Consider the following 24,749-nt stretch of genomic DNA (forward strand, 5'->3'; position numbering starts at 1 on the left):
CTCCTAACCGATTACTTCTAAGTCTTTAGGGTAATGATTCAAGTTTTCGCAACCGTCTTCTGTTACAATCACCAAGTCTTCAATCCGTACACCAACTTCTCCTGGAATATAAATTCCTGGTTCGATTGAAAATACGTTGTCAACTTCTGCAACATTGTCGTTTGCGCCGGAAACATCTCCGGTTTCATGACAATCAATTCCGATGAAGTGTCCAAGACGATGAGTGAAATATTCGCCATAGCCCTTCTCAGTGATATAATCACGAGCTGCTGCATCGATATCAGACAATTTCACGCCCGGTTTCACAGTATCAATCGCGCGTTGGTTGGCTTCCTTTACGATTTCATAAACTTCACGGCCCTTGTCAGACACTTCTTTATAGAAGAACGTCCGAGTCATGTCTGATGCATATGAGTTCTTAATCCCGCCGATATCCAAGATGACAGAATCGCCCGGTTTTACTTTTGAATCATCTGTTTCGTGATGAGGATCTGCCGCATTTGCTCCATAACCTACGATTGGATCAAATGAGAACCCCGTGTTGCCTAGGTCTTTATAGATCTCACCTAATTTGTCTGCCATTTCAGCTTCAGTTAATTCTTGCGGTAATAATTTCTTCAAACGATCGATAGCAATCTCATTATCCGCTTGTGCATCACGCATCAATTGCTTTTCTTCTTCGTCTTTAATAGCACGTACAGCATCGGTAACTTCTGAACCGTTACCTAGTTTTGCATTTGGAGCAAGTTCCAGCAGGTGCAATAAGAAATGAGCTGGCCAATTCTTATCAATACCAATTTTTTGGTCAGTATCAACATACTCAAGTACCTTCTTCACAGCGTCGTCGGTATCATCAATAAATACTTTTTCCACGCCCAAATCTTCTTCGATTGGGAATAATTTGTTAACGATCAATGTGTTTTTGTTATCCGGAGTAATCACTAATACTAACAACCGTTCACCAGGATGAATCCAGCGACCAGTTAGATAGAAAATAGTTGTTGGATCTGAAACTAACAGTTGGCCATAACCTTGTTCCTTCATTTTTTCAATTACTCTTTCAACGCGACGTTCTTTCAAAATGTTTCACTCCTTTTGATTGATATTATTTGCCTGTTGGCATTATTAAAAACAGCTCTGCTTTCACGTAGCTGTTAGTAATCTTTTTCCGCGGAGACAAACTGCTATGCAACAGTTTGAAATTAGCAATAAAAATTGTGCAACTATTCACCTATCACTAGTTTTAAAATAACCATAAAACCATTTGAATTTCAAGCCTTTCACAGAAAAAAATCAAATTTAATTATTCGTATCCGCTTCCACTAGTTTACTATATCTTTCGGCTTATTTAAATAATTCTTTAATTTTTTTTTCCAAATCGGCGCTTATTTGGAATAATTCTCAAAAAAAACGGCGCTTATTCTATTATATCTCGCGTAATTTAGCTTCCTTATTTTTTTCTCATGAATTTATTTTTCTATTAAAATAATGAGATTTTCAATAACACCTTTGAAAGCGACCATTGATTTTTTAATTGCTTCCATAAAAATAAAAAACAGCTCTGTTATACAACAAGGCTGTTTATCGTTTTATTCATGAGAGTGAATTTTTATTCTTTTTCATTTTATGGTAGGAATAGAAAAATTTGGGTGATAGCTCGTACCCTACCGTAATCCCAACTGCAATCGCAATCGCAATTTTCAAAACTTGAACACCAAGGTGAGCTGCTTTCAAAGAGTCACCAATAAAAAAATTATAGGTAAAGTTGTAAATTCCCATTCCCGGAACCAAACAGAAAATACCGCAAATTAAGAAAATCGTCACCGGCGCCTTCAAAGCAAACGATGCTTCTCGTGAAAGATAAATCAGGACCAACGAAGCAATAAAAGTTGCCGCTACCGGTGCTACCCAAAATTGCATGATTAATAAATAGATGAACCAGCCGCAGGCACCGATCATTCCGCAATGGACATAATATCGACGCGGAACTTCAAACAGCACTGCAAAAGAGATCGTTCCTAAAAAACCGGCCAAAATCTGAAACAAAATATTGATCATTGACTTCACACCTTTCACAACTTGATAGAATTTATATACTTTTCATACACCTAGTAATTTACAACATGCTAAACACTCGTAAAACTAAACCTACTCCAACCGACACACAAAGTGCCGTTATCAGAGCGTTGATCATCTGTCCCCAGCCAGAACTGTAGTCACCATCAAACAAGTAGCGAATCCCATTGACAATAGCCACCCCCGGTAAAAGCGAGATGATCCCTCCGGTAATCAAACTAGTCAACTGCAAGACTGGAACAAAATGAACAAATATGCAAGCCAAAATACTGACAAAACCACTACTAGTAATCGTAGAAATAATGTCCGACATGTTAAATTTCGGTAATAAGTATATTGAGAAACAAGCCAATAAAACGCCTAAAACGAGGGCCCCTATTGTGTCCCACAGACTTCCGCCAAAAATGAAACAAAAGCTGGCGCTCCCAAAAGCATAGGCAAAAATCTTTAACGGGTTCGATGCAAAAGTTTCGTGTTTTATTTCTTGCAGCCACTCGTTAGCATCTTCTGGACTCAATCGTTTTTCCGTTAACCTGCGTGATAAAGTATTAATCTGTTCAATCCGTCCTAGGTTGATTGGGGAGATTGGAATGTCTCTTACTCGAGCCTGAACGGTTTGATCCTTCAGCCTTGCCGTCATAAATATGCCATTAATCAATACAAAGCTATCGAATTCTTTTAACTCCAAAGCCTCTGCAATGTGGCGAATAGTCGTCTCAATTCGCTTAATTTCTGCACCATTTTTCAATAATGTTTCACCAATATCATAGACGAAGTCAAAAGCTTCCCGTTCATTCATCCGTTTCCACCTCTTTTTAAATCTTTAGAATTTTTTTAGTAAAAATATGACCAGATCATAAAACTGAATATCCGTGATACGGACAAAATTTTTTATTTGAAACGGTATTACTCAACTGCTAAAAAACGACGACAGCTTTCTGCCGTCGTCGTCTTAGTATAGCCTATCTCACGCTTATAATTCAATCAAATCATGAGAAATACTGATCATATTTTCATAGCCGTCATCTGTGATCAAAACTTGATCTTCAATCCGCACGCCGCCCCAATCCGGAATGTAGATTCCTGGTTCGATGGTCATTACCATACCTGTTTCTAAAACATCGTCATATTGTTCATCGATGTACGGTAATTCATGTACGAACAAACCGATACTATGCCCAATATTACGGTAGGTGTATTGCGGATATTCTGTTCCTTCCAACGGTTTCAATGATGCTTGATAAATATCTTTTACCGCGGCACCATTTTTCATTACAGCTTCAGCCGCTTCTAAACTTTGTTTTTCTAGTTCATAGACTTCCCGCTGTTTATCGGATGCCTTGCCGACAACGACTGTTCGAGTCATATCCGACATATAGCCTTCATATTGACAACCAAAATCCATTAAGACGAAGTCACCATATTCAATTGATTTTTTCGATGGAATCCCATGCAACAAAGAAGTATTTGCTCCAGAGATCAATATGTTTCCATACGGCTGTGTATCCGCACCCTTTTGTACCATGTACATCGAAAGTCTGGCAGCCAGATCTTTTTCGGTCATTCCAACACGGATATCCTCTAAAATTCGGTTAAAAGCACGACAAGAAATCTCGCAGGCATTGCGCATGTATTGAATTTCCTGTGGAGATTTAATTGCTCGCATGCGATCAATCACGCCGCCTGCCTGTACGAATTCCGCGTTTGTTTTCGAGGTAAAATCAGAATACATATCGTAAGTTAAATAATCAGCTTCAAAAGCGATTGTTTTTATGTTCTTTTCACTAGCTAAGCGTGCCACTGTATCTCCAACAGTCCGTCCAGGCAAGCGCCAATTGATAATTTCATAATCTGATACTTCAATATCCGCTTGTTCGGTATAGCGCGGATCGGTCAAAAAGTATTGTCCCTCTTGTGTGAGCAAAATGAATGAATCGTCTCCTGTCCAACCGCTAGTAAAACGAACATTCACTCTTTTGGCAATAAAAAAAGCATCCAGTTTTTCTTTTTCCAAATACGCACGGATCTTTCCTTCGTTTAACATTGTCACACGTTCCTTTCTGTTTTGAAGATCTAGCCTTCTAATCAATAGAGTAGCAGTCAGCAGAACTTTGGTCAACGCTTTCAAAAAAATCTAAAAAAAAAGAAGGGAAAAAGTTTTTCAACTTCGTCCCCTCAATCTTATTTACGTCGATGCCGACTCATTCGAGTCATTGGTGCATCGGACGTTTTTTGATCTGTCTTTGTTTCAACTTGACTAGCTTGATCACGCTGTTTTCTAACTTCTTTACGAGCCAATATTTCTCTCTTCGGTTCAGCAACTCGTGGTTGTGATTCCATTTCTGCTGCTTTTTTACGATCAGCTGCTTTTCTTAACTCAGAAACATCTCGAGTTGCCGCCAAGTCTTCATTTTTAACTGTTGGCTTTTTCGGACGTTTCGGTAATTCAGGAAATTTGAATGATTTGATTGTTTGCTCTTCCTGGAAAAAAGGAACTCGTTGTAAAAATAGATTTCCTAAATATCCGGCTAACCAGATCCATAGGAATAATTCCACCGGAAACAATAATAAGAACAAACAGGCTGTCGCAAATGGCTGCTTCAAAATTACTGCACAAGCACTAGCCGTAAAAACTGCTACAAGTAGTCCTGGCGAATAGGGCAACAAATTAGCAAAAGCCAAGGCCACTGCAATACTGGAGAAAATCATTGGAAAGATTGTTCCTCCACGCCAGTTACAGGCCAAACAAATCATCGTAATCGCAAGTTTGCCAAAACCAATCAACAGTAGGATGAAAAAGTTCATTGTCTCTGCTTGTCTAGTAAATGATAGTAAGTTATGTTCACCAGAGAATAAGAAATACGGCGAGATAATTCCTAATACACCTAAAATGATTCCGGCAAAAATAGCTAATGGCAGAGGATTTCGAATTCGTTGGTTCAATTTCTCGCCTCTGTCTTGCAACACTAAGAAAAGCTTCCCAAAAAGTGCACCAAGCAGAATCATAGGAATAACTAATAGAAGACCCTGCCATGTAAAGCTGCTTTCCATTCTCCGAATTGCGAAGACTTGCTCTTGATTTGGAAAAACACTATAGGTTAAAAGATATCCGATAAATCCAGTAAAAGTAGTAAAAATATACAAAACATATTTCTTAAGTTTGCTTTCCGTTACAACTTGCCAATCGTCTCGTTCAACCGACCTTCCGACACCGAACAGCGGGGTCATAAAAATAACTCCAAGCGACGTACCAATTCCAAATTCAATCAAATCGGCGCGCTGCTCATCTGCGATTTTTCTTCGATCCGCAATATAGGTCACCAAACCGCCAAGAATTGCGACTAGTGCCGCTTCAGGTCCCAAACTTGCACCAAAAAGCAATACAATCAAGGAGCCTAATAAATTTCGAATCAGCTTGCCGTCATGGTAATCAATCCGCTGAGTTTCTTGATATTCCGTAAACGATTCTTGCAATGTTCGGGGATAACGCCCAAAGTTTTTTACAAAGAACCCGATGGCCACGCCCCCAATTGTACAGACGATTAAGGGATAAAAACGAGGATCCCCCAGTGCCCTTGGCAAGACCTGCCATAGAAGCTGATGCCCCAATTCCGCCAGTCCCATAAATAAAGCTACAATGATCCCAACGCCTAGACCTAAAAGTCCACTGTAGCCAAAAAATGCTAGTTTAAACTTATTCATAAAATTAACCTTTCTCTGTTAGACTCCGCTACATTATAACAAAGGTTCGGGTTCTTAGGAGACCTTTTTAGCGACTTTTTGCGTTTTTAGCGACTTTGATTGCGTATTTTTTTGTTGAATAATCAATTGAACACATGAAAGCGTTTGTTGTAATTCAGCTGTCAATTGATAATGATCTACTAGATATTGACGTGTTTTTTCAGTAAAGAAGCCCTTCATGAAGGCATAAAAGAACCCCTCAGGATTTTTTACTGTTTTAAAACGATACATTTGTTCGATCGCTTTAGCAATCGCATCTCCGATATCTGCTTTGAAATACTCATTATGCTCAAATGTTAAAACTTCTGCCTCTGCTGGTAATCCAGCTTGAATATATTGCTGAGTACTGGCATATTTTGCTTTAAAAATCGTATCAACAAACCAACGAGCCTTTTGATAATTTCCGTTACAAAATGGTAAAAAACGCTGAAAGGCTTGTTCAGGTAATAAATGTGCATAACGAGCACTTAGGCCATCAATGAGGCTCATATCTTGAGTTGATGCGGTTGGTTCAGGCAGCGTTGTTGTTACTCTTGTTGCTCTTGTGTTTTGTTTAGCTAAATTTTTTTGTGTACTTGTAAGCAAATTTTGCGCGTTCGAAGACGCAGATTCTGCTTCTCTATCCACAGTGGATAACTCCGGCAATTGTTCTTTGCTTTCTTTTTCCACAGTTTTTAGGGATTTAGTACTAGTATAATTTTTGAAAGCCAATCGCACGACGCTATTTTTTTCTGGAGCTTTGGGATTCGCGACATAGATACGATAATTTTTTAATCCATGACGAGCAACTTGAATCAAGTCAGCTTCAATCAAATTATTTTTCAAATTTGTAACTTTTCGTTCAGATACCCGCAATAAAGCTGCCGCTTCTTCGTTAGAAAAATAGATAAATGGAAGGCCAGTTTCATCTAGCCAGCTGCCATCTTTTTGAGCATTGTAAATACTACAAGTCATACGCATGGTATACAAGGCATGAAGCATCATCGCTTCAATAGAAAGAGTTTCATACTGTGGATTGTTAATTAAATTCAAATCGATCGGAATATAATTTCCGTTGGGTAAGTTAGTTGCAGTCATAATATTATCTAAGTTTGTGGACATAACAAAAAAACCTCCTTATTTATACTTTCAAAATAGTTCACGAAAGTTTTAAAGGAATGCTTACTGTCACAGGATATCTGATTGAGAAAGTAACCAAAATATGGTATACTTAATAAAGGTTAGGCAAACACCAATTTTTCTAACCCCAATAAGTTTATCTATATGTGACAGGCTAATTCGCCAAAATTAGCTCAAACCTTTGAGTTTAAAGATCGCCAAATCTTTAAACTCTTTTTTTCGCTTTTTTTCTACATGTATAGAATAATTGATTGAAAGCCTGTTGTAAAGCGATTTCCGACCAACTTTTTTTAGAGTAAACTTTTAATTTGTTTATAAAACGATTTTAGGTTTACCACAATAACGAAATAAAATCAAATAGGGTATACTTTATTAAAGGATATAAAAGTATTTTTGGTAAACTCTAATTAAAGTAATCTCTCTTTTGTTTCTAATCAAGGATGTGGATAAAAAGTAAGGTGGATAAGGGGTCTTTCAGTTATCCACAGCTTATAAAAGGACGCATCAAACTTTTCAAAAGTATACTTTTAAAGATAATTAACAATAATAAAGGTAAACTGAATTATAGGATAAACAAAAAAAAAGTAAACCGTAATGACGAGTATATCTTCCATTACGGTTTACTTTTTTTATCTTTATTTCTCATCGTTTTCTAATTCTTTGAATAATTTTTGATACTTTGGCTTCTCTTTGTACTCTTCCATAGAGGCTTCTTCTAACTGATTTAAGAAGTTTCGATCGTCTCTAGATAGTCCTTTTTCAATATAATAGTCGTATAAGAAGTCAATCATCTTATCCGGTGTATAGCCATCAAACTTAGCATTGATTAAATTTTGTATCCGAATTTTAGTGCGTGCCGAGATTTTTTGCATTTCAAGAGCTTTCAAGCGAGGATCATAATACTGACGCTTTCTTCCCCTCTTCCCTGCCTCATTCTCTTGCGATTGAAAAGTGTTTTCTTGGATAGGAGTCCGTTCATTTAAATGCCTGGGTTCTTCATGAATGGAAGAACGCCGAAAATCTGTTTCAGGACTCAATGTTCTGTTTGCTAAAAGGTCTTGAGAACTGGGCTTCTTCTCTTCTTTATCTTGATTAGAGTACTCAGACATTTTTTCAATGCCTTTATTCTTCTTATTCGCCGTTAAAAGCGAATCTAGCTTCATTTTTTTCGCCATTTAACGTCTCCCCTACTCTTCACCGCTTAATATGAGGCGATGTTCATCAATTTCGTCCAAAATATTAACGAAAACCTCGTGTGCACGCTTATCCCATTGCTCAACTTTGCCGTTTTTGTTGATATCATAGGTAATTCCAGAGCCATCGTAACGTTTTAAACGGCTTTGATTTAAAACAACTGTATCTAATAGATGTGCCCCATAGATCTCTTTCGCAGCAGTATAAATCTCTTGGTCAACGGAATCCCGCTTTTGCATCATAAAAGGAACAATCCCAACTACTTCTAAGTCAGTATCATATTGTTCAATGAAGAAACTCATGTAATCAATGTAATTTTGTGCCCCTTTTAAAGCTTTTACTTGCGTTTGCAAAATGACAATAACGTATTCTGCTACATACATGGCTGCATTTGAATAAGTACTGATTGTAGGAGGAACATCAATGTAAATTACATCATAAATATCCTTTAGTGGTTCGATAAGTTTTTCCATATATTTAAACTGGGATAGTTTATCGCTAGGATATTTTTCAATCATATAATCTGGAAAATCTGAAAAAGAAATATTTGCTGGAATTAAGTCAAGGTTTGGCATGATCTGATAGATGGAAGATTGAATGTTTCCTGATCGAACAGCTTCCCAAATTGTTGAATCAAATTCTTCTGGCAAATTCTCGTTTCCAAAATTTTCTGCAGTTAGTGACAAGACATCACTAGTGTTCCCTTGGGGGTCCAAATCGATCACTAAGGTTTTGCGATTTTTTCGGAAGGCACTCTCAAATGAAAGCATTTGAACCGTGGTCGATTTACCAACGCCACCTTTAAAATTTCCTACTACATAGGTTTCAGCTTTTTTTGGCATAAAGATTCTCCAATCATAATTTCTCAATTAAAGTTTACTATAAAGCTTTCGAAATATCAATAAGGTTTACTACAAATATTTAAAATAGGGTAAACTATAAAAAAATACTAATTTAGAGTATACCTGAATTAACAAAAATAAAGTCTACTTCAATTATTGCAATAAGGTTTACTTAAATGAGATATAAAAAGTTTACTCTAAAAGCTTAAAGGTGAACTCTTATTCTTTTGGAGGTAAACGGATATTTTTATAAAAGTCTACCTCAATTTAAGAAAGGTTTACTTTAATTAGATTTAAATTGCTTTATATCAGCAATTAACTCTTATAAAGGTATACTTTAAATAAATATAAGTTTACCTATTACTTATTAAAAGTATACTTCAATTATTCCAATATCTATTTTAAGTAAACTTTTAATTTGAGGTAAACTTTTATACAAAAATAAAAAAGTAAACTGTATACTAATAAAGTTTACCCATTTAATAAGGTTTAATTAAGGTAAACTAAATTGATTAGTATCATATAAGTAAACCTTTTATGCCTACAAAAAGTAAACTGAATATACATTTATTGAGGTAAACCTCTAAAAATACGGTATACTTTAATGAAGTATACCGTATCATATCATATTGAGGTAAACTTTATTTATCTGAATAATATGATCTACATAGAAGTCTACTTCATTTTAATTTATTAAGGTAAACTTTTTTTGCGAGCATTTGCTTTTTGAGGTATACCATAATGAAAACGTTGCTAGATAAGCATTTTGTAGAAAGTAGAATGAAGTAAACTTTAGGATAAAATAGAATTAAGGTAAACTATTTAAAATTTGATTTGAATGTTTTGACAGCAAAAAAGTATACCTTAAATACACATTTAAGGTATACTTTTTTGCTGGAGAAGTTGAATTCATGTATAAAGGTATACTTTAAATAAATACTGTAAAATACAGGTTAATTGAAGTAAACTGTTAATAGTTATTCGGAATATCGTTCATATAAAGGTAAACCTTTAGTGCTTGGTAAGAAGTAAACTTTAAAGCAAATAAAAAAACCATTGAGGTATACCTCAATGGTTAAAAGTAAACTTTATAATGACTCGACCTTTTGAATTGCTTGATAGACTTGATCTGGAGTTATTTTAGGGTCAACCATAATAAATGTTTCATTTGAGGAAGCAGCATGGTTGATTACAGGAGCCAGTGTTTCTTTAGAAATGTCTAAAACATTCAACTCTTCTAACTTCAGCGGTAGGCCTGTTGCTTGATAAAAAGGTCGTATCTTTTGTATTTCAGGTATGTCTTTTGTATGTGCTAATTGAACCAAGATACCATAGGCAACTTTTTTACCATGTAGTTGATTGTGGGTGGATTCCAGATAGGATAGTCCATCATGAACGGCATGAGCACCAGCTGATCGACCAAAGGAGGCCGCAAATCCACCAGTTTCGCCAGCCAAACCAATAATCGTGTCTGTGACCCTGCTAAAGGCGGGAGTCGCTTTATCATTCTTAAGATCTTCGATGGCAGGAATTGCGTCTTTTAGCAGGATTTCCTGAATGGCCTTGGCACTAGCGATTCCGAGACGAACATAAGCAGACTTTTCATCGTCTTGGAGGTTGCGTGTGATGCCCTCGATTTCGTACCATTTTGCTAATGTATCACCAATGCCGGCAACAAAGTAATCTTTTGGAGTTGCTAACAAAAACTTCGAATCGACTAAGGTTAGCAAAGGGGCGCGTTTCATAAAACCCATTTCCTTGAAAGTACGGTTAGGATGATAAACTGCGACGATTGGTGTGAATGGTGCACAATTAGAAATCAAAGTTGGAATCACCATTAATTCAGCGTTTAATTCTTCTGCAACCATTTTTGCAGTATCGATCACTCGTCCTGCACCAATAGCAAGAATTAGCTCGGCTTGTTCAATTTTAGCAGCTATTTCAACCGCATTTTCATGACTAGAGCTGCCATCATATCGATAGGTAGGGTAGTGAAGCTCTTTACGATAATATTTTTTAAATGCTTCAGATGATTTTTCTCCTGTGATAACAGAGATCTTTTTAAAACCAACTAAATAGCTAGGTAAATCTTGGAGGATATTTTCTCCGCTGACGTAGCGATTTGCGCCAGGACGTACTTCTGTTGTGATGTCCATTGAACTCAGCTCCTTAAGTGAGATTTCAACTAGTTTATTCTTAGTTAAAATTAAAGTCAACTGTGTTTTTAGTGATAAAAAAATGTTGACAGCTTTTGTTTTGAAGTGTAAGATACGATTTATCAATTTGCTAAACGAAGAAACGTGATGAAGAGAAAAGTATAGATTGCGAAGCATCAAAGAGAGTCCGGGCAGGTGAGAGCGGATATGTGGATGGATCTAGAAAATGGTCTCTGAATGGCATTGCCGATAAGTAGGCAGTGACGGGGCAGCGCTCGTTAACAATGCTCAAGTATGAATGCGTACTTGTTAAGGCAATAGTTGTGAGATTATTGCAAATGAAGGTGGTATCGCGAGTGAGCTCGTCCTTTTCCAACACGAATAGTGTGGAAAAGGGCGGGCTTTTTTTCTTGTTCAACTAGCACTTTGAAGAATCAATTGTATTTGCGTGAGCGACTCGTTTTACGATCACGTTAGTGCACGAAAACGAATAAAAAGCAGGAGGAAATGACAATGAAAAAAATAGGTAAAGGGATTTTATTAAGTGTAGCGGCGTTAGCAGTGAGTGGATTATTAGCAGGTTGCGGAAGCAAAAGCGAGGCTAAACCGTTGGATGAGAAGAAGGTAACTATCGGAGTAACATCAGGACCGCATCAAGAAATTTTAGAAGAGGTCGCTAAACAAGCAAAAAAGGATGGTATTGAGATTAAGGTGAAAAGCTTCGATGATTACAACACGCCCAATACTGCTTTAAATGATGGGGATTTAGACGGAAACAGCTATCAAACACTGTCTTTCTTGGAGCAGCAAGTAAAAGATAAGGACTACAAGATCGAAACAGCCTTTAAAACGGTCGCATTTCCATTAGGGGTTTACTCTAAAAAACTTTCGAATTTAAGTAAACTTCAATCCGGAGATAAAATTGGTGTGCCCAACGATCCAACGAATGAGTACCGAGCATTGAAATTACTGGAAAAAGCAGGCGTGATCAAATTAAAAGACGGTGTTGAAGTTAAGGCTACAAAAAATGATATTGCTGAAAATCCAAAAAATATTGAAATTGTTGAGTTAGAGGCTTCACAGATTCCTTCACAATTAAATGAACTAGCTGCTGCTGCGATCAATACCAATTTTGCCTTCGGTGCAGGACTGACGATCAATGACAACGCGATCTACCATGAACCACTGAAAGACAATCCAAATTACAATGTATTTGCGGTTCGGACAGAAAACAAGGACGACAAGATCGTAAAAGAGATCAAAAAGTATTATCAATCGGATGAAACAAAGAAATTTATCGAAGAAAAGTTCAAAGGCTCCGTTGTTCCGGCGTTTTAAGCAAAAAATATCAAAAGAAAATGATGGGAATGTTTCGTTGAATGGTACGTGGCCTGAAAGTCGGAGGTATTCTTCTGGAAAGCATCCATACGAATGAGAAGGGATAATTCACATGATTGAACTTAAAAATGTTTCAAAAGTTTACCAACAAAAGAAACGGCGAATCGAAGCAGTCAAAGAGGTCAGTTTAACGATCGAAAAAGGGGAAATCTTTGGCGTCGTGGGGTACTCTGGTGCTGGGAAGTCTACCTTAATCCGTATGATCAATTTTTTAGAGCCGCCTACGACGGGGGAAATTTCGATCAACGGTCAGAATTTAAAGGAACTAAACAAAAAAGAATTATTGTTAACTAGACGGAAGATTGGGATGATCTTTCAAGGCTATAATTTATTATCAACAGCGACGGTTTATGAAAATATTGCCAAACCGTTGAAGCTGGAAGGTGTTTCGAAAGAGGTCATCGCAAAACGTGTTGATAAATATTTGGATTTGGTTGGTTTAACAGACCGCAAGGATAATTATCCGGCGCAATTATCCGGCGGTCAACGGCAGCGGGTAGCGATTGCGCGAGCATTAGCCCACGAACCAGAGATTTTGTTGTCGGATGAGGCGACAAGTGCGCTGGACCCGGAGACGACAGAGTCAATCTTGGCTTTATTAACAAAGATCAATCAAGAGTTAGGAATCACGATTTTTCTAATTACTCATGAAATTGATGTGGTGCAGCGGATCTGTGATCGAGTGGCGGTTATGGAGGATGGGAAGATTGTGGAGGCAGGGCCTGTGATCGATCTGTTCACCCGTCCTGAAGAGGAAACGACTAAACGGTTCATTGGAGCAAATGATGGATACAACGTCCCAGAAGACGTTTTAGCGGCGTATAAAGGGACAGGACGTCTGGTTCAACTGCAATTTATTGGGGACGATGCTACAGAGCCAGTTTTAGCAAAAGTTGCAAAGGATTTTCCACTATGTCCAAATATTCTCAGCGGCAATATCGGATACTTGAAGGAAAAACGCCATGGTCAATTATTAGTGCAATTTGCCGGAGGAACAGAACAGGATTTCCAAGCGGCCAAAGAATACATCAAAAGCCAAGGCGTTATTATCGAGGATATCAGCGGAGATTTAGGTACCGGCTCTTCAGTCAGATAGAACGTTCGGTATGATGAGAGTTAGAATCATTTATTTAGTTTGAAGAAGGATTGATTCAATACGAATTAGGAGGTCGTTTAATGAGCGAATTTTGGAATCAATGGGGAAACGTCGTGATTGAAGGCTTAGGTCAGACGCTCGTGATGGTCTGCGTAGCATTAGCGCTATCCATCATTATTGGAATCCCCTTAGGAGTGCTTTTAGTCATCGCTCGCCCGGGCGGTTTGAACAGTAACTTTACCTTATACTCTATCTTGAATAGTGTGATCAACGTGCTGCGTTCTTTGCCATTTATCATTTTATTATTTTTGATTTTGCCTTTGACAAAACTGATCATGGGAACCACGATTGGTGTGCAGGGCGTATTATTGCCGTTGATCATTTATACTGCGCCTTACTTGGCCCGGTTGGTGGAAACGTCGCTCTTAGAAGTTGATGGCGGCGTGATTGAAGCCTATCAGGCAATGGGGATCAGTCATTTTCATATAATCCGCAGCGTTTTATTGAGAGAAGCCCGAGGAGGAATTATTCGCGGGTTGACGATTGCGATGATCGGACTGATCGGTGCAACAGCGATGGCTGGTTTAGTTGGAGCAGGTGGTCTAGGCAGTATTGCCTATCAATACGGCTTTTTGCGAAATGAGCCGGCAGTGATGTATACAACCATTATTTTATTGATCGTATTGGTCCAGATCGTCCAGTCATTAGGAAATACGATCGCAAAAAGTTTAGACCGAAGTTGAGTGATTAACGATGAACCGGGAAGCATCCGAGCCCGATTCATCGTTTTCTTTTTGCTATAATGAAAGTACAAATGGGAATTAAGTGAGGTGAGAAGGGTGAGGGCCAAGGATTTATTGACGGCAATCCAAGTGGATGCAGCAGGGGAAATGAAGACATTGTCCTCTTATACCTACGTTTTTGTGAATGATGGCGAAAAGCAGACCAATCATTTAGCGGTCCAGGCAGAGGCAGAAAAAATCATTTTAAGGAAACAGTACGACCAGCTTTTAACACTGAACGAGCTAATAAAGGTGCTGAATGAGGCTAAAGAAGCGGAGCTTTTCGTGGAAGATGAGTTGGTTTTTGGCTATAAACTTGTTAAGCAAGGGATTGTCTTAGACTAAATTTATCATCTGGTTTTAAAAACTAGATTGAATTATTTCGTTAACCGTGATATATTATCTTTAATAAATAATTCGAGGTGATATGTGAATGGAAAGACAGTTTAGCCGGAAGTACTTAATCACAAATGAAGTGTTGAATGCGGTGACGCATGGTGTGGGTGTGTTGTTGAGTATTGTGGGATTCATTTTTCTGTTGAAGAAGGCCGATAGCGGGTTGCATTATGTTTCATTTATTATTTATGGTGTTTCGCTCCTGCTCTTGTTTTTAGCGTCGACCTTGTATCACAGCTTGATTTTTACCAAGGCGAAAAAGGTTTTTCAAGTCTTCGATCACTGCTCGATCTACTTATTGATCGCAGGGACCTACACGCCTTATTGCTTATTGTATATTCGCGGAACGATTGGGATCGTATTGTTAAGTATCATTTGGCTGGCAGCGATCATTGGCATCGTTTATAAAAGCTTGACGTTAAGCAAAGTAAAATCGGTCTCTAAATTGTCCACGATCATTTATAATGTGATGGGCTGGGCGGTCGTTATTGCTTTGCCAAGTCTATATCAAAGTGTGGGATTAAAGGGCTTGCTGCTGCTAGTCGGCGGTGGGGTCGCTTATACTGTGGGTTCTGTTTTTTACAGTATGAAAAACAGACGATACATGCATGTCGTGTGGCATTTGTTTGTCATGCTGGGTGCTATGCTGATGTTCTTTTCGATCTATTTATAAGAAACGTTCAGTTTATAAAATGCCAAAATGGAGCTGTATCCGATTGGATACAGCTCCATTTTTAGGTTACAAGTAATCATCCTCTGAGAACCCGGTATTGCGATAGGCCCCCTCGTCGGAAAAATATTTGTTGTAGCGTTGTTTGAATTTTCGGAAGGTGAAAACCACCAATAATTTGATCATAGAATAGATCGGAATACCGAAAATCACGCCGACCAGACCTAAAAGATCCCCCATAACCAATAAGACGATCAGGATCGTGATAGGATGAATCTTCAATTTGTCGCCCATGACGCGGGGAACGACCAAATCACCGTGAAGTAATTGAACCACAAACCAAGCGATTACGAATTTGACCACCATAAAGGTAGAATCTTGGAAGGCGATGAACAGGCCTGGTAAGAAGGCCAAGAACGATCCAATATAAGGAATAATACTCAATATTCCGGCGGCCAGTGCGATCACCGTCGCAAATTGCAACCCTAGCAGCAAGAACACGACCCAATAGATCAAACCGAGTAGTAAAGACGCAATGACTTGTCCTTTTAAAAAGGCGCCTAATTGCTGGTTGGCGATCTTGATCAAAGAACTTGAATCCTTTCTAAAGCGCGGCGGAATCAAATCAATGATTGCATTGTAGAGTTTATGGGGACTTTGGATCAAAAAGAAGGCGATGATCGGTCCGGTAAACAACGTAATTGCAGTACTAGAAACCGCTGAAAAGATCGTACCTAATCCTTTTGCACCATCTTGCCAGTTATTTCCTAAATAGTTCAGGGCTTCTTTCGTCAGCTTGTCCAATGAACTCAACGCTTGATCAGAAGATGCGGCGAAAGGAGTCGCGTCAAGAATATTTTTGATCGCATTTTGAAAATCATCGACATACTCAGGGAATTGTTTGATCAAATCCTGCGCCTGATCCTGAATCACCGGTACGAGCCTAGCTCCGCCAAAGAAAAGCAGACCGAAAATCACGACATAGGTGAGCACGATGCTGATTGTTCGCGGAATGCCTTTTTTACTTAGAAAATTGACTACTGGATTCAATAAATAGTATAGCAGCAGTGCAAAAATCATTGGCGGCAAAACGGTTGTGATGATAACCACGATCGGTCTGAATATAAATGAGACAGTATTCAATAAATAGATAGCTAAAGCACTTAGAATAATCAGCCCGATAATGTAATACGATGTTTTACCGCCAAAAAATTGAATAATTTTTGAGGGTTTTTCTTTTTCCATAGGGTAGACCTCCTTTATGAATCAAGTATACCGAATGTCCGTAAACCTGTATACTTTTCCGAATTTTTGAAAAAAAGCCAGGAAGATGGCATAATCTGTACGAAACACAGAAAAATAATGTTTAGAAAGAGTGAACTGTTTGACTGAAACAAAAACTTGCCGCGAATCTCGTGTGATTCAAACGCACCGAATTTTTCCTTTTGATTTAAATCCTTTTGGCTACTTATTTGGCGGAAAGCTGATGACGTTGATCGATGATGCCGCTTCAATCTCGATCTCACGCCATTGCCGCAGAGGTGCGGTGACTGCTTCGCTAGATAATTTGAACTTTTTGAAACCACTCCACGCCAATCATTCCGTATGTGTGAAGTGCTACGTTTCCGGCAGTCATAATAAATCGATGGAGGTCTTTGTGAAGGTAATTGGAGAGGATCTAACCACCGGCGAACGATATTTGGCGGCGACTTGCTTTACATCTTTTGTAGCGGTGCCTTCGCATATGAACGAAGAAACTGAATTTACTGTTCCGGCAGTCGTTCCAGAAACGGCAGAGGAGAAAATGGTCTGTGGCGGGTATGAAAAGCGACGTAATCATCGGCTGAAGGAACGCGATGAATACAAGAACTTTGCTGCTTTGCTATCGACGGATCTGCCTTGGTCAGATGAAGGTACAGGAGATTAATAAATGAAGATAGGGCCCATGGCAGTTCGATTGCTGTGGGTCTTTTTGTCTGTCGGATTGACTTCTTTATTGAAAAGGATTAGTCTTTTTGTATGGGGTATAGGGGTATACTCCATAAGAGAAATAAATTCGACTCTTAAAAAGGGTTTTTTAGTACGGAGAAGGAGGAAAAATTATGTCACATAGACCGGATCATCAGGTAGATAATCTTGTAAAACGGATCAATCGCATTGAAGGACAAGTCGGCGGAATCAAGAAAATGATCGCGGATGAAAAGCCGTTTGATGAGGTAATCATTCAATTAAATTCAGCGAAATCAGCGATTCAAAAGATTTCTCAAATATTGTTAGAGGCGCACGCTGACCACATGTTTATGGATGCAGCAGAAAGTGGTCAGACGGATAAGGAATTAGAAAGTTTGCGGCGGGCGATTCATCAATACAGCAAGATGCTTTAAGTGGGGTGAGCAGATGATTTCACTTAAAGAAAATAAAATTCTAGCTTTAGCAATCCCTGCGACGATCGAAAATATCTTACAGACAGCGGTGGGCTTCATCGATGCGCTGATGATCTCAAAAATCGGATTGGTGGCTGTGACAGCGGTTGGGATCGCCAACACGATTTTGAATGTTTACTTGGCTCTTTTTATCGCATTAGGTGTCGGAGCTTCTGCACTGATCGCGCAAAAAATCGGGGCAAAACAGACGGATGAAGCACAAAGAGTGACAAATCAAGCGGTTATCCTGACACTGGCGGTCAGCTTGCTGCTGGGTGTTGTTTCTATCTTTTTTGGCGAATCATTATTGCATGTAATGGGCGCTTCAGAAGCGGTTTTACAGGAGTCGCTGCAGTTCTTTACCGTTGTAGGCGGTGGGGCTGTCTTTATGGGGCTGATGACAATCTTTGGCAGTATCCTGCGAGCAACAGGGGATACGAAATCACCGATGAAAATCAGCGTAGTGGTCAATATTGGGAATATCGTGATTGATTACATTCTGATTTTTGGATTGGGTCCCATTCCTGCTTTAGGAGTTTTAGGGACAGCCATCGGGACTGTGTTGTCACGCTTGTTGGGCTGCTGGCTGCTTTATCGCAAGGTTCAGCAATCAAAAAGTCCTGTGGATCGGGCGACTCTATTCGCGTCGGGAAGTTATCGTCCATTGGTTAATTTATCGATTCCAGCGACTTTAGAACGATTGGTGATGCGGTTAGGTCAAGTGCTTTATTTCGGATTAATCGTCAGTATTAGCGCCAAAACCTTTGCGGCGCATTCAATCGCGGGAAACATCGAAAGCTTTACCTATATGCCAGCCTATGGTTTGGCAACAGCCGCTACGACATTGGTGGGAAATGCGATCGGTGCTCGTGACAGTCAACTAGCCAAGAGCTATGGTTATTCCGCCGCAAAATATGGGGTGATCTTCATGTCGCTGCTGGGAGTCATTTTGTTCTTCGGAGCCCCATTTTTTGCTTCAATGTTTACTTCGGATCAAGAAGCACTGCGTCAGATCGTAGTTGCTCTGCGCATTGATGCCTTTGCCCAACCGGGTCTGGCAATCAGCTTAATCACGACAGGTGCTTTGCAGGGGATGGGTGATACCAAGTCACCGCTGTATAGTACGGCATTCGGAATGTGGGGGATTCGAGTGGTCGGTGTGATGGTCCTGTCTAAATATCTGGGACTAGGAATTGCCGGTATCTGGCTATCCATCGCGATTGATCTGTATCTTCGGTCACTGTTCTTGGTCTATAAATTTAACCATAATCTTAGTGAACAAACGATGACGATAAAAGAGCCCTCTGAGTGACTACTCAGAGGGCTCTTTGCGGGTTGATTCATTTGCTATTCACCTGGTTCAACGTGCACATCCGTTTCGAAAATTTGAAATTTTTCCTGCAGCAGATGCTCGATTTGATCAGCGATGTCATGGCTTTCCTTGACCGTTAAATCCGGGCGCATGGTTACGGTGACATCGAGATAAATATTAGCGCCATAGTTGCGGCCTTTGATACTCTTGACCGATTGGATCTGTTTGATGCGGCGGATGGCCTGATTGTATTGATCCAATTGCTCTTGATCGAAACCATCAGAAAGGGTGAAAACACTGTCTTTAAAAATATCGATGGCGGTTTTCAAAATCAATAAAGCGACGACGATGGCAGCGAGGCTATCGAGCCAACCCAAATTGAAGGAGGCCGCAAAAACCGCGATGGCCGTTCCGATACTGGTCCAAGCGTCGCTGCGGTTATCCTTAGCGGCGGCCAGCAGACCGGGACTTTTGACTTCTTCGGAGAGTCGTTTATTGAAGAAATAGACACCATACATAATAACAGCAGAGACGATTCCTACGATGGCTGCAGTCATATCGGGCGATTCGGTCTTTTTATTGATAACGGACAGAATCGAACTATATAGAACCTGCAATCCCACCAGCAGCATGATAAAGGAAGTCACTAGACTAGCGACGTTTTCCGCCTTCCAATGTCCGTAGCGGTGTTCTTCATCGGCAGGTTTTTGCGCAATTCGCAGGCCAATCAAGACTGCAACTGAGGCTAAGATATCGGTGAAATTATTCAGTCCATCTGCTCGTAACGCTTCGGAATTTGCCAGGTTTCCTACGGTTAGTTTCATGGCAGAGACGGCAATATAAGCAACAATACTGATTACTGCCCCTAACTCTGCTTTCTTCAATTGTTCATAACGGTTATTTACCATTTTTTACACCCCAAAAAATAAAATGTTTTATCACTATACACTGTATTTCAGAAGGAAAACAAGCGTTTTTCTAAACTGTAATTATTTTGGGTCGGCTAAAATAATTAGTCAGATTTCCCCTGAAAAAACATGTTTGGAAAACTAATTTTTATTCCTAAGGACTCCCTTGCAGGAGATTCAGGAGTACGCAATACAGTAATGAAAAAAAATTTTTGCTAAAAGGACTCTTTAACAGGCTGTTGTTAAAGGTTTTTTTTGTGTTCTGTAAAATTAATAAAACATTTTTTATTTTATTTATTGACAATGATTAGGTACCGAAGTATACTGAATTCAGATAAAGGTTAGGTACCTAAAATATAGGTGCCTAAATAAACAGTGATTGATTGCAAGAGTTACTTCTTATATGAGCAGAGACCGGTAAATAGATTGAAATAGACTACTTTAAAACGAAAAAGGGGAGAAATACAATGAGCGAATACACAAAAGAATTATTAAAACGCCTGTCTTATGTGGGCAGCGCCAGTCGTCGTTTGATGGATATGGGCAATTGTCAGAAAAGTGCACCGACTCAACAGTTGGTTTTGGATATTTTAGCAGAAGAAGATGGTGTGACCTCTGGGGTTTTAGCAGAGATTTTGGATATGCGTCCAAGTTCAGTCACCGAGATTTTGAATAAATTGGAGAGCCGCGATGAGATCGAACGTCGAGAAGACGAACAGGATAAACGGATCAAACGAATCTATATCACAGAAATCGGTCGTGAAAAAGCGAATCTGAATAAACCGCAAGAACGTTCAGAAGAATTTTTTGCTGGTCTAACGGATGAAGAGCGTCAAACATTGGATCAATTGCTGAATAAAGTGATTGATGGCTGGAGTGAAGATTTTGGCGGTCGCCCTGAATTTCCTAGTGACCCATTTGAAGCAATCGAGGCACTAAAGGCGATGAAGATGCAGTTCGATCCTCATATGAAAGATTTCGGCCGTATGTCGCCAACCGAACGCCGTCAAATGAAGCGAGCATGGAAAGAACAGATGCGCAACCAATTTGGCAGAGGCGGCTTTGGCCCTGGTCCTTTTGGTCCTGGACCGATTGATCCGAAAGACGATCCGCGGAAAAAAGGCCCGCAAGATCAACCCCATGACAGTGATTGGGAAAATTGGTAAGAGATAAGAATTAAAATAGATGCCGGACTACCATGAGTATACGGCTTGAAAATCAATACAGAAATAGGAAAAAGGAGGTCGTTGACAATGAAAATTGAAATGGCTGAATTATTTAGTAAAGAACATACAGGCGCAGTGAAATTGCGCAAACAAGTATTAGGTGGAAAAATTGATTGGGATAACGAGAAAAACTTATCCGTTTTTGTTGCAGTGGAAAACGATGAAGTCGTAGGAACTGCAGCGATTCAGTTGTACCCCTTTGGTATCGCGCGTGTTCGCCAAGTGGCGGTTTCACCAGACTATCAAGGACAACATATCGGAGATCAATTGATGAGCAGCCTAGAAGAATTTGCCCAAGAACAAGGACATTTTCGAATCATCTTAACCGGACGTAAAACGGCGCAGCTGTTTTATATGAAACGTGACTATCATCGTGTATTGGGATACTTTACCAAACATGATATTGAATTTATATGGATGACAAAAGTGTTGCCAGCTGTAGAAGTCCCAGTATTTTCAGAAAATTAATGTAAAATTTGTCCGCCTCTCAGTGTTAAAGGAGGAATTGATTATGAAGGAGCTATTTGATCCAAAAAGAAAAGAAGAACCTAAAAAACATACAGCAAAAGAATTTGAAAAATTACGCATCGAACTCGAAGCGAAGTCGCGGTTATTTACCACGTCGCTAGGGATGCTGAGTTATCAAAAATACCACGATCTTTACGATCTTAATTAACAAACAGGAACGTCCGCCATCTCCTAAATATTAAAGGAGACGGTGGACGATTTTTTGTATACCCAGTTCATTTATGGTTGGCTATTTTTAAGTAACGGAATTCATTTTCTATCGATAATATAGAAGAGTATCCTCCTCCATATTATAGCTTTAATGATTTTAGGTATAATATGGATGTTTTTTTCTTTTTATATTATACTTAAATAAGAATTTTATATAATAAATCGAATAAGCGTATTCTATATTATAGAGAAAGGTCGCTGAAAAAATGGGAAGATCAGGACGTTATGAGGAAACGAGAGAAAGACACTCTTATAGGTATTTTGCACCATCACCGTTACCACCAAATCCAGAATTAAATATGAATGAATTAAGTAATACGTTGGCGGAGGCCAGTGAAGCATTAGGAAGATTAAATATGTTAAGTGAATATATCCCTGATATGTCGATATTCCTTTATCAGTATATTAGAAAGGAAGCTGTGCTGTCTTCACAAATTGAAGGGACACAGGCGACTTTAGAAGATATTCTAGACCCTGAAATTGCTGAAAATAAGGAAAAACTAAAGGATGTAGAAGAGGTAGTCAATTATATTACTGCGACCAATTTCGCTTTGGAGCTAGCAGAACAACTTCCTCTTTCCAGTAGATTTCTAAAGGAGGTCCATAAAGAGTTAATGGCAGGGGTCAGGGGGCAAGAAAAAAATCCAGGCGAATTTAGACATTCTCAAAATTGGATCGGACCTCAAGGAAGCACAGTCGCGACTGCCAAATACGTTCCTCCGACTGTTCAAGAGATGGAGAAGGCTTTAAGTGAGTTAGAATCCTATATTCATGGAACGGATACATTGCATCCGCTTGTTCAGGCAGCATTGATTCATTATCAATTTGAGACGATTCATCCATTTTTGGATGGAAATGGTCGCGTGGGTAGATTGTTAATTATTTTATTTCTTTTAGAAAAAGAGGTGATTAAGACGCCCGTTCTCTATATCAGCCTCGAGTTGAAAAGAAATCAATTTGAATACTATGATCGTATGATGGCCGTGAGAACTACTGGCAATTATGAACAGTGGGTAAAATTCTTTTTGGAAGTCGTCACGCATACAGCAAAGAATGCGACTAAAAAAATTGAACAGCTTTCAAAATTAATTGACGTGGATCGGGCAAAAATTGGTGAAAAAAGGTATCGATCAAATACCGTTAAAAATATCTATGAATTTTTATTAAAGCATCCTCTGGTTACTGTTAATGGGCTAGCGGAGTACTTTGATCTAGGCTTCGTCAGCATTAATAATGCTATCAGACAATTAGAAGAACTGGGTATAGTCATTCAAACCACACGTGGAAAACGGAACCGAGTGTTTAGTTATGCGAAGTATTTAGAGATTCTGGAGGATGATACTTTAGTGTAACTAGTGGGTTCAGCGCCAACACATTCGTAAAAATAAGTTGTCATACTAGACAACTTATTTTTACTTTTGAACACTATCTGGCATGCAGCACATGGTGCAGTAGTTGAGAAATAATGATGATAACTACGACTCCGATGATCGCTGTTAATAACGAGTGCTGACCGAACAGCAGCCAAAGGATGATTGCGATGATTTCTAATCCGAAAATAACGTATTTCATTTTGCTTCTCCTCTTTCTAGGTAAGGCAGAGACGATTTTTTATAATACCCAAAGAATAATCGCTTAATGGGATTTGCGTCAAATGGTCTGCTTCTATGAGAAAAGCAAAAAATAACGAATCGAATGTTTTACGTTACGCTTTGGCTTCTTGACAAAAGGAAAAGAACCTGTACTATAGCTTATGAATGTTCACTGGAGGAAGGGGGATGGGACTTGCTTAGAATAAAGAAGATTTTTAACAACAATGTCGTTTTGGTGATCGATACAAAAGGTCTGGAACGGATCTTGATTGGCCGAGGCATCGCGTTTCGTAAAAAGGTTGGCGAAACAGTTGAAAAAGATAAAATCGAAAAAACGTTTGTTGTGGATTCACCGAATGTCGCAGATCGTTTTGTCCAATTGATCGAAGAAGTTCCTATCAACCGACTTGAGATGGTGACATTGATCATCAAGAATGCGGAAGTTGAATTACAGAAAACTTTTGATGGCAACACCTATATCGGCTTGGCAGATCATATCAATTATGCGGTCAATCGGTTTCGAAATGGCGAGCATATTCGCAATGCTTTACTGTTGGAGATCAAGAAGTTTTATCCAAGGGAATACACCGCAGGCATGAATGCGCTAGAAAAGATTACGTATTATGAGGGCATCGAGCTGAATGAGGACGAAGCCGGCTTTATCGCGCTGCACTTCATCAACGGTGGAATGAACAATGATACTGCCCAGACTTTGCTGACGACTGAGATGCTGCAAAAGGTCGTATTGATCGTTGAAGACTGTTTGGGGATCGAGTTGGATACGGAATCGTTGAACTATGTGCGTTTCGTGACCCACTTGAAATTCTTCATTCAACGTGTCATAATTAACGAACCGAGACGAGAAGCGGTGCCGGAGATGTTTGACCAGGTGGTTCAATTTTATCCGCGAGCGACGGAAAGTGTCGGTATCATCAAGCACTATTTGCAGGACAAATTGGCTTGTCAGATTTATCCGGAAGAGGAAATGTACTTAATTTTACATGTCCAACGGTTAATTAAATAAACGGGATTGTAACTGATTATGCAGGCAACACCCAAACAAGGGATGAAGAGTCTCTT

Annotated in this window: 25 protein-coding genes and 1 other annotated feature; of the genes, 13 read left to right on the top strand and 12 right to left on the bottom strand. The window is 39.2% G+C overall.

Translation table 11 applies throughout. The annotated features are described in order from the left end of the window. Window positions 1-3: 3 nt before the first annotated feature. The 9 genes from PGP85_RS08350 to PGP85_RS08390 form a co-directional block, all read right to left on the bottom strand. The gene (locus PGP85_RS08350) at window positions 4-1,080 is read right to left on the bottom strand and encodes a M24 family metallopeptidase (RefSeq protein WP_010741582.1); all 1,077 of its coding nucleotides are present in this window, start codon (window positions 1,078-1,080) and stop codon (window positions 4-6) included. A 513-nt stretch (window positions 1,081-1,593) separates the two neighbouring features. Next, window positions 1,594-2,058, bottom strand: coding sequence for a threonine/serine exporter family protein (locus tag PGP85_RS08355; RefSeq protein WP_010741581.1), 465 nt, complete (start codon window positions 2,056-2,058; stop codon window positions 1,594-1,596). A gap of 58 nt (window positions 2,059-2,116) precedes the next feature. Continuing rightward, window positions 2,117-2,875, bottom strand: a complete 759-nt coding sequence (locus PGP85_RS08360; protein ID WP_010741580.1) for a threonine/serine exporter family protein — start codon at window positions 2,873-2,875, stop codon at window positions 2,117-2,119. A 174-nt stretch (window positions 2,876-3,049) separates the two neighbouring features. Continuing rightward, on the bottom strand, window positions 3,050-4,120 hold the full coding sequence (locus tag PGP85_RS08365) for a M24 family metallopeptidase (RefSeq protein WP_270327013.1): 1,071 nt from the start codon (window positions 4,118-4,120) through the stop codon (window positions 3,050-3,052). Window positions 4,121-4,257: 137 nt separating this feature from the next. Beyond that, a complete protein-coding gene (locus PGP85_RS08370) occupies window positions 4,258-5,778 on the bottom strand; it encodes a chloride channel protein (protein ID WP_010741578.1) in 1,521 nt (506 codons plus the stop codon). A gap of 54 nt (window positions 5,779-5,832) precedes the next feature. Then, on the bottom strand, window positions 5,833-6,918 hold the full coding sequence (locus tag PGP85_RS08375; RefSeq protein ID WP_270327014.1) for a replication initiator protein A: 1,086 nt from the start codon (window positions 6,916-6,918) through the stop codon (window positions 5,833-5,835). 653 nt (window positions 6,919-7,571) lie between these two features. Then, window positions 7,572-8,111 carry a hypothetical protein gene (locus PGP85_RS08380; protein WP_010741576.1) on the bottom strand — a complete coding sequence of 180 codons (540 nt, stop codon included), beginning with the start codon at window positions 8,109-8,111 and terminating at the stop codon, window positions 7,572-7,574. Between the two features lie 12 nt (window positions 8,112-8,123). Next, window positions 8,124-8,972 carry a ParA family protein gene (locus PGP85_RS08385; RefSeq protein ID WP_010741575.1) on the bottom strand — a complete coding sequence of 283 codons (849 nt, stop codon included), beginning with the start codon at window positions 8,970-8,972 and terminating at the stop codon, window positions 8,124-8,126. A 1,088-nt stretch (window positions 8,973-10,060) separates the two neighbouring features. Next, the gene (locus PGP85_RS08390; RefSeq protein ID WP_010741574.1) at window positions 10,061-11,128 is read right to left on the bottom strand and encodes an iron-containing alcohol dehydrogenase family protein; all 1,068 of its coding nucleotides are present in this window, start codon (window positions 11,126-11,128) and stop codon (window positions 10,061-10,063) included. Window positions 11,129-11,266: 138 nt separating this feature from the next. Then, window positions 11,267-11,501, top strand: a binding site (T-box leader). 140 nt (window positions 11,502-11,641) lie between these two features. Here PGP85_RS08390 and PGP85_RS08395 point away from each other — a divergent pair. The 5 genes from PGP85_RS08395 (at window position 11,642) to trhA (ending at window position 15,473) form a co-directional block, all read left to right on the top strand. Then, on the top strand, window positions 11,642-12,466 hold the full coding sequence (locus PGP85_RS08395; RefSeq protein WP_090405963.1) for a MetQ/NlpA family ABC transporter substrate-binding protein: 825 nt from the start codon (window positions 11,642-11,644) through the stop codon (window positions 12,464-12,466). 112 nt (window positions 12,467-12,578) lie between these two features. Continuing rightward, a complete protein-coding gene (locus PGP85_RS08400) occupies window positions 12,579-13,622 on the top strand; it encodes a methionine ABC transporter ATP-binding protein (RefSeq protein WP_010741572.1) in 1,044 nt (347 codons plus the stop codon). 80 nt (window positions 13,623-13,702) lie between these two features. Then, entirely contained in the window at window positions 13,703-14,365 is a 663-nt protein-coding gene (locus PGP85_RS08405; protein ID WP_010741571.1) for a methionine ABC transporter permease, read from the top strand. An 87-nt stretch (window positions 14,366-14,452) separates the two neighbouring features. Further along, on the top strand, window positions 14,453-14,749 hold the full coding sequence (locus PGP85_RS08410) for a hypothetical protein (protein WP_270327015.1): 297 nt from the start codon (window positions 14,453-14,455) through the stop codon (window positions 14,747-14,749). Between the two features lie 88 nt (window positions 14,750-14,837). Continuing rightward, the gene (trhA, locus tag PGP85_RS08415) at window positions 14,838-15,473 is read left to right on the top strand and encodes a PAQR family membrane homeostasis protein TrhA (protein WP_010741569.1); all 636 of its coding nucleotides are present in this window, start codon (window positions 14,838-14,840) and stop codon (window positions 15,471-15,473) included. Window positions 15,474-15,539: 66 nt separating this feature from the next. Here trhA and PGP85_RS08420 read toward each other — a convergent pair whose 3' ends face one another. Continuing rightward, window positions 15,540-16,715, bottom strand: a complete 1,176-nt coding sequence (locus PGP85_RS08420) for an AI-2E family transporter (RefSeq protein WP_010741568.1) — start codon at window positions 16,713-16,715, stop codon at window positions 15,540-15,542. Window positions 16,716-16,854: 139 nt separating this feature from the next. Here PGP85_RS08420 and PGP85_RS08425 point away from each other — a divergent pair, with 139 nt between their 5' ends. The 3 genes from PGP85_RS08425 (at window position 16,855) to PGP85_RS08435 (ending at window position 19,205) form a co-directional block, all read left to right on the top strand. After that, a complete protein-coding gene (locus PGP85_RS08425; RefSeq protein ID WP_034709075.1) occupies window positions 16,855-17,397 on the top strand; it encodes an acyl-CoA thioesterase in 543 nt (180 codons plus the stop codon). Between the two features lie 175 nt (window positions 17,398-17,572). Further along, a complete protein-coding gene (locus PGP85_RS08430) occupies window positions 17,573-17,854 on the top strand; it encodes a metal-sensing transcriptional repressor (RefSeq protein WP_010741566.1) in 282 nt (93 codons plus the stop codon). A gap of 13 nt (window positions 17,855-17,867) precedes the next feature. After that, window positions 17,868-19,205 (top strand): MATE family efflux transporter, encoded by a 1,338-nt coding sequence (locus PGP85_RS08435; RefSeq protein WP_010741565.1) that lies wholly within the window; start codon window positions 17,868-17,870, stop codon window positions 19,203-19,205. Between the two features lie 35 nt (window positions 19,206-19,240). On the opposite strand, the gene PGP85_RS08440 is transcribed toward PGP85_RS08435, so the two are convergent. Then, window positions 19,241-20,113 carry a cation diffusion facilitator family transporter gene (locus PGP85_RS08440; protein WP_010741564.1) on the bottom strand — a complete coding sequence of 291 codons (873 nt, stop codon included), beginning with the start codon at window positions 20,111-20,113 and terminating at the stop codon, window positions 19,241-19,243. A gap of 467 nt (window positions 20,114-20,580) precedes the next feature. Here PGP85_RS08440 and PGP85_RS08445 point away from each other — a divergent pair, with 467 nt between their 5' ends. From PGP85_RS08445 to PGP85_RS08460, 4 genes are all read left to right on the top strand, one after another. Then, on the top strand, window positions 20,581-21,279 hold the full coding sequence (locus PGP85_RS08445; protein ID WP_010741563.1) for a MarR family winged helix-turn-helix transcriptional regulator: 699 nt from the start codon (window positions 20,581-20,583) through the stop codon (window positions 21,277-21,279). A gap of 87 nt (window positions 21,280-21,366) precedes the next feature. Beyond that, window positions 21,367-21,807 carry a GNAT family N-acetyltransferase gene (locus PGP85_RS08450; RefSeq protein WP_010741562.1) on the top strand — a complete coding sequence of 147 codons (441 nt, stop codon included), beginning with the start codon at window positions 21,367-21,369 and terminating at the stop codon, window positions 21,805-21,807. Window positions 21,808-21,850: 43 nt separating this feature from the next. Continuing rightward, window positions 21,851-22,015, top strand: coding sequence for a hypothetical protein (locus PGP85_RS08455; RefSeq protein WP_010741561.1), 165 nt, complete (start codon window positions 21,851-21,853; stop codon window positions 22,013-22,015). Window positions 22,016-22,283: 268 nt separating this feature from the next. After that, window positions 22,284-23,429, top strand: coding sequence for a Fic family protein (locus tag PGP85_RS08460; RefSeq protein ID WP_010741560.1), 1,146 nt, complete (start codon window positions 22,284-22,286; stop codon window positions 23,427-23,429). Between the two features lie 73 nt (window positions 23,430-23,502). Here the strand turns inward: PGP85_RS08460 and PGP85_RS08465 are convergent, their stop codons facing one another. Further along, the gene (locus PGP85_RS08465) at window positions 23,503-23,649 is read right to left on the bottom strand and encodes a hypothetical protein (RefSeq protein ID WP_010741559.1); all 147 of its coding nucleotides are present in this window, start codon (window positions 23,647-23,649) and stop codon (window positions 23,503-23,505) included. A gap of 213 nt (window positions 23,650-23,862) precedes the next feature. On the opposite strand from PGP85_RS08465, the gene PGP85_RS08470 reads away from it, so the two are divergent. After that, window positions 23,863-24,693 carry a PRD domain-containing protein gene (locus PGP85_RS08470; protein WP_270327016.1) on the top strand — a complete coding sequence of 277 codons (831 nt, stop codon included), beginning with the start codon at window positions 23,863-23,865 and terminating at the stop codon, window positions 24,691-24,693. Window positions 24,694-24,749 lie beyond the last annotated feature (56 nt).

Origin of the sequence: Enterococcus malodoratus (assembly GCF_027659535.1) — a bacterium.
GTDB lineage: Bacteria > Bacillota > Bacilli > Lactobacillales > Enterococcaceae > Enterococcus_A > Enterococcus_A malodoratus.

Bases quoted from the DNA above. Each gene is read 5' to 3' on its own strand.
- PGP85_RS08355 (WP_010741581.1), bottom strand. From the start codon at position 2,058: ATGATCAATATTTTGTTTCAGATTTTGGCCGGTTTTTTAGGAACGATC.
- PGP85_RS08360 (WP_010741580.1), bottom strand. From the start codon at position 2,875: ATGAATGAACGGGAAGCTTTTGACTTCGTCTATGATATTGGTGAAACA.
- PGP85_RS08365 (WP_270327013.1), bottom strand. From the start codon at position 4,120: ATGTTAAACGAAGGAAAGATCCGTGCGTATTTGGAAAAAGAAAAACTG.
- PGP85_RS08370 (WP_010741578.1), bottom strand. From the start codon at position 5,778: ATGAATAAGTTTAAACTAGCATTTTTTGGCTACAGTGGACTTTTAGGT.
- PGP85_RS08375 (WP_270327014.1), bottom strand. From the start codon at position 6,918: ATGTCCACAAACTTAGATAATATTATGACTGCAACTAACTTACCCAAC.
- PGP85_RS08380 (WP_010741576.1), bottom strand. From the start codon at position 8,111: ATGGCGAAAAAAATGAAGCTAGATTCGCTTTTAACGGCGAATAAGAAG.
- PGP85_RS08385 (WP_010741575.1), bottom strand. From the start codon at position 8,972: ATGCCAAAAAAAGCTGAAACCTATGTAGTAGGAAATTTTAAAGGTGGC.
- PGP85_RS08390 (WP_010741574.1), bottom strand. From the start codon at position 11,128: ATGGACATCACAACAGAAGTACGTCCTGGCGCAAATCGCTACGTCAGC.
- PGP85_RS08395 (WP_090405963.1), top strand. From the start codon at position 11,642: ATGAAAAAAATAGGTAAAGGGATTTTATTAAGTGTAGCGGCGTTAGCA.
- PGP85_RS08400 (WP_010741572.1), top strand. From the start codon at position 12,579: ATGATTGAACTTAAAAATGTTTCAAAAGTTTACCAACAAAAGAAACGG.
- PGP85_RS08405 (WP_010741571.1), top strand. From the start codon at position 13,703: ATGAGCGAATTTTGGAATCAATGGGGAAACGTCGTGATTGAAGGCTTA.
- trhA (WP_010741569.1), top strand. From the start codon at position 14,838: ATGGAAAGACAGTTTAGCCGGAAGTACTTAATCACAAATGAAGTGTTG.
- PGP85_RS08420 (WP_010741568.1), bottom strand. From the start codon at position 16,715: ATGGAAAAAGAAAAACCCTCAAAAATTATTCAATTTTTTGGCGGTAAA.
- PGP85_RS08430 (WP_010741566.1), top strand. From the start codon at position 17,573: ATGTCACATAGACCGGATCATCAGGTAGATAATCTTGTAAAACGGATC.
- PGP85_RS08435 (WP_010741565.1), top strand. From the start codon at position 17,868: ATGATTTCACTTAAAGAAAATAAAATTCTAGCTTTAGCAATCCCTGCG.
- PGP85_RS08440 (WP_010741564.1), bottom strand. From the start codon at position 20,113: ATGGTAAATAACCGTTATGAACAATTGAAGAAAGCAGAGTTAGGGGCA.
- PGP85_RS08445 (WP_010741563.1), top strand. From the start codon at position 20,581: ATGAGCGAATACACAAAAGAATTATTAAAACGCCTGTCTTATGTGGGC.
- PGP85_RS08450 (WP_010741562.1), top strand. From the start codon at position 21,367: ATGAAAATTGAAATGGCTGAATTATTTAGTAAAGAACATACAGGCGCA.
- PGP85_RS08455 (WP_010741561.1), top strand. From the start codon at position 21,851: ATGAAGGAGCTATTTGATCCAAAAAGAAAAGAAGAACCTAAAAAACAT.
- PGP85_RS08460 (WP_010741560.1), top strand. From the start codon at position 22,284: ATGGGAAGATCAGGACGTTATGAGGAAACGAGAGAAAGACACTCTTAT.
- PGP85_RS08465 (WP_010741559.1), bottom strand. From the start codon at position 23,649: ATGAAATACGTTATTTTCGGATTAGAAATCATCGCAATCATCCTTTGG.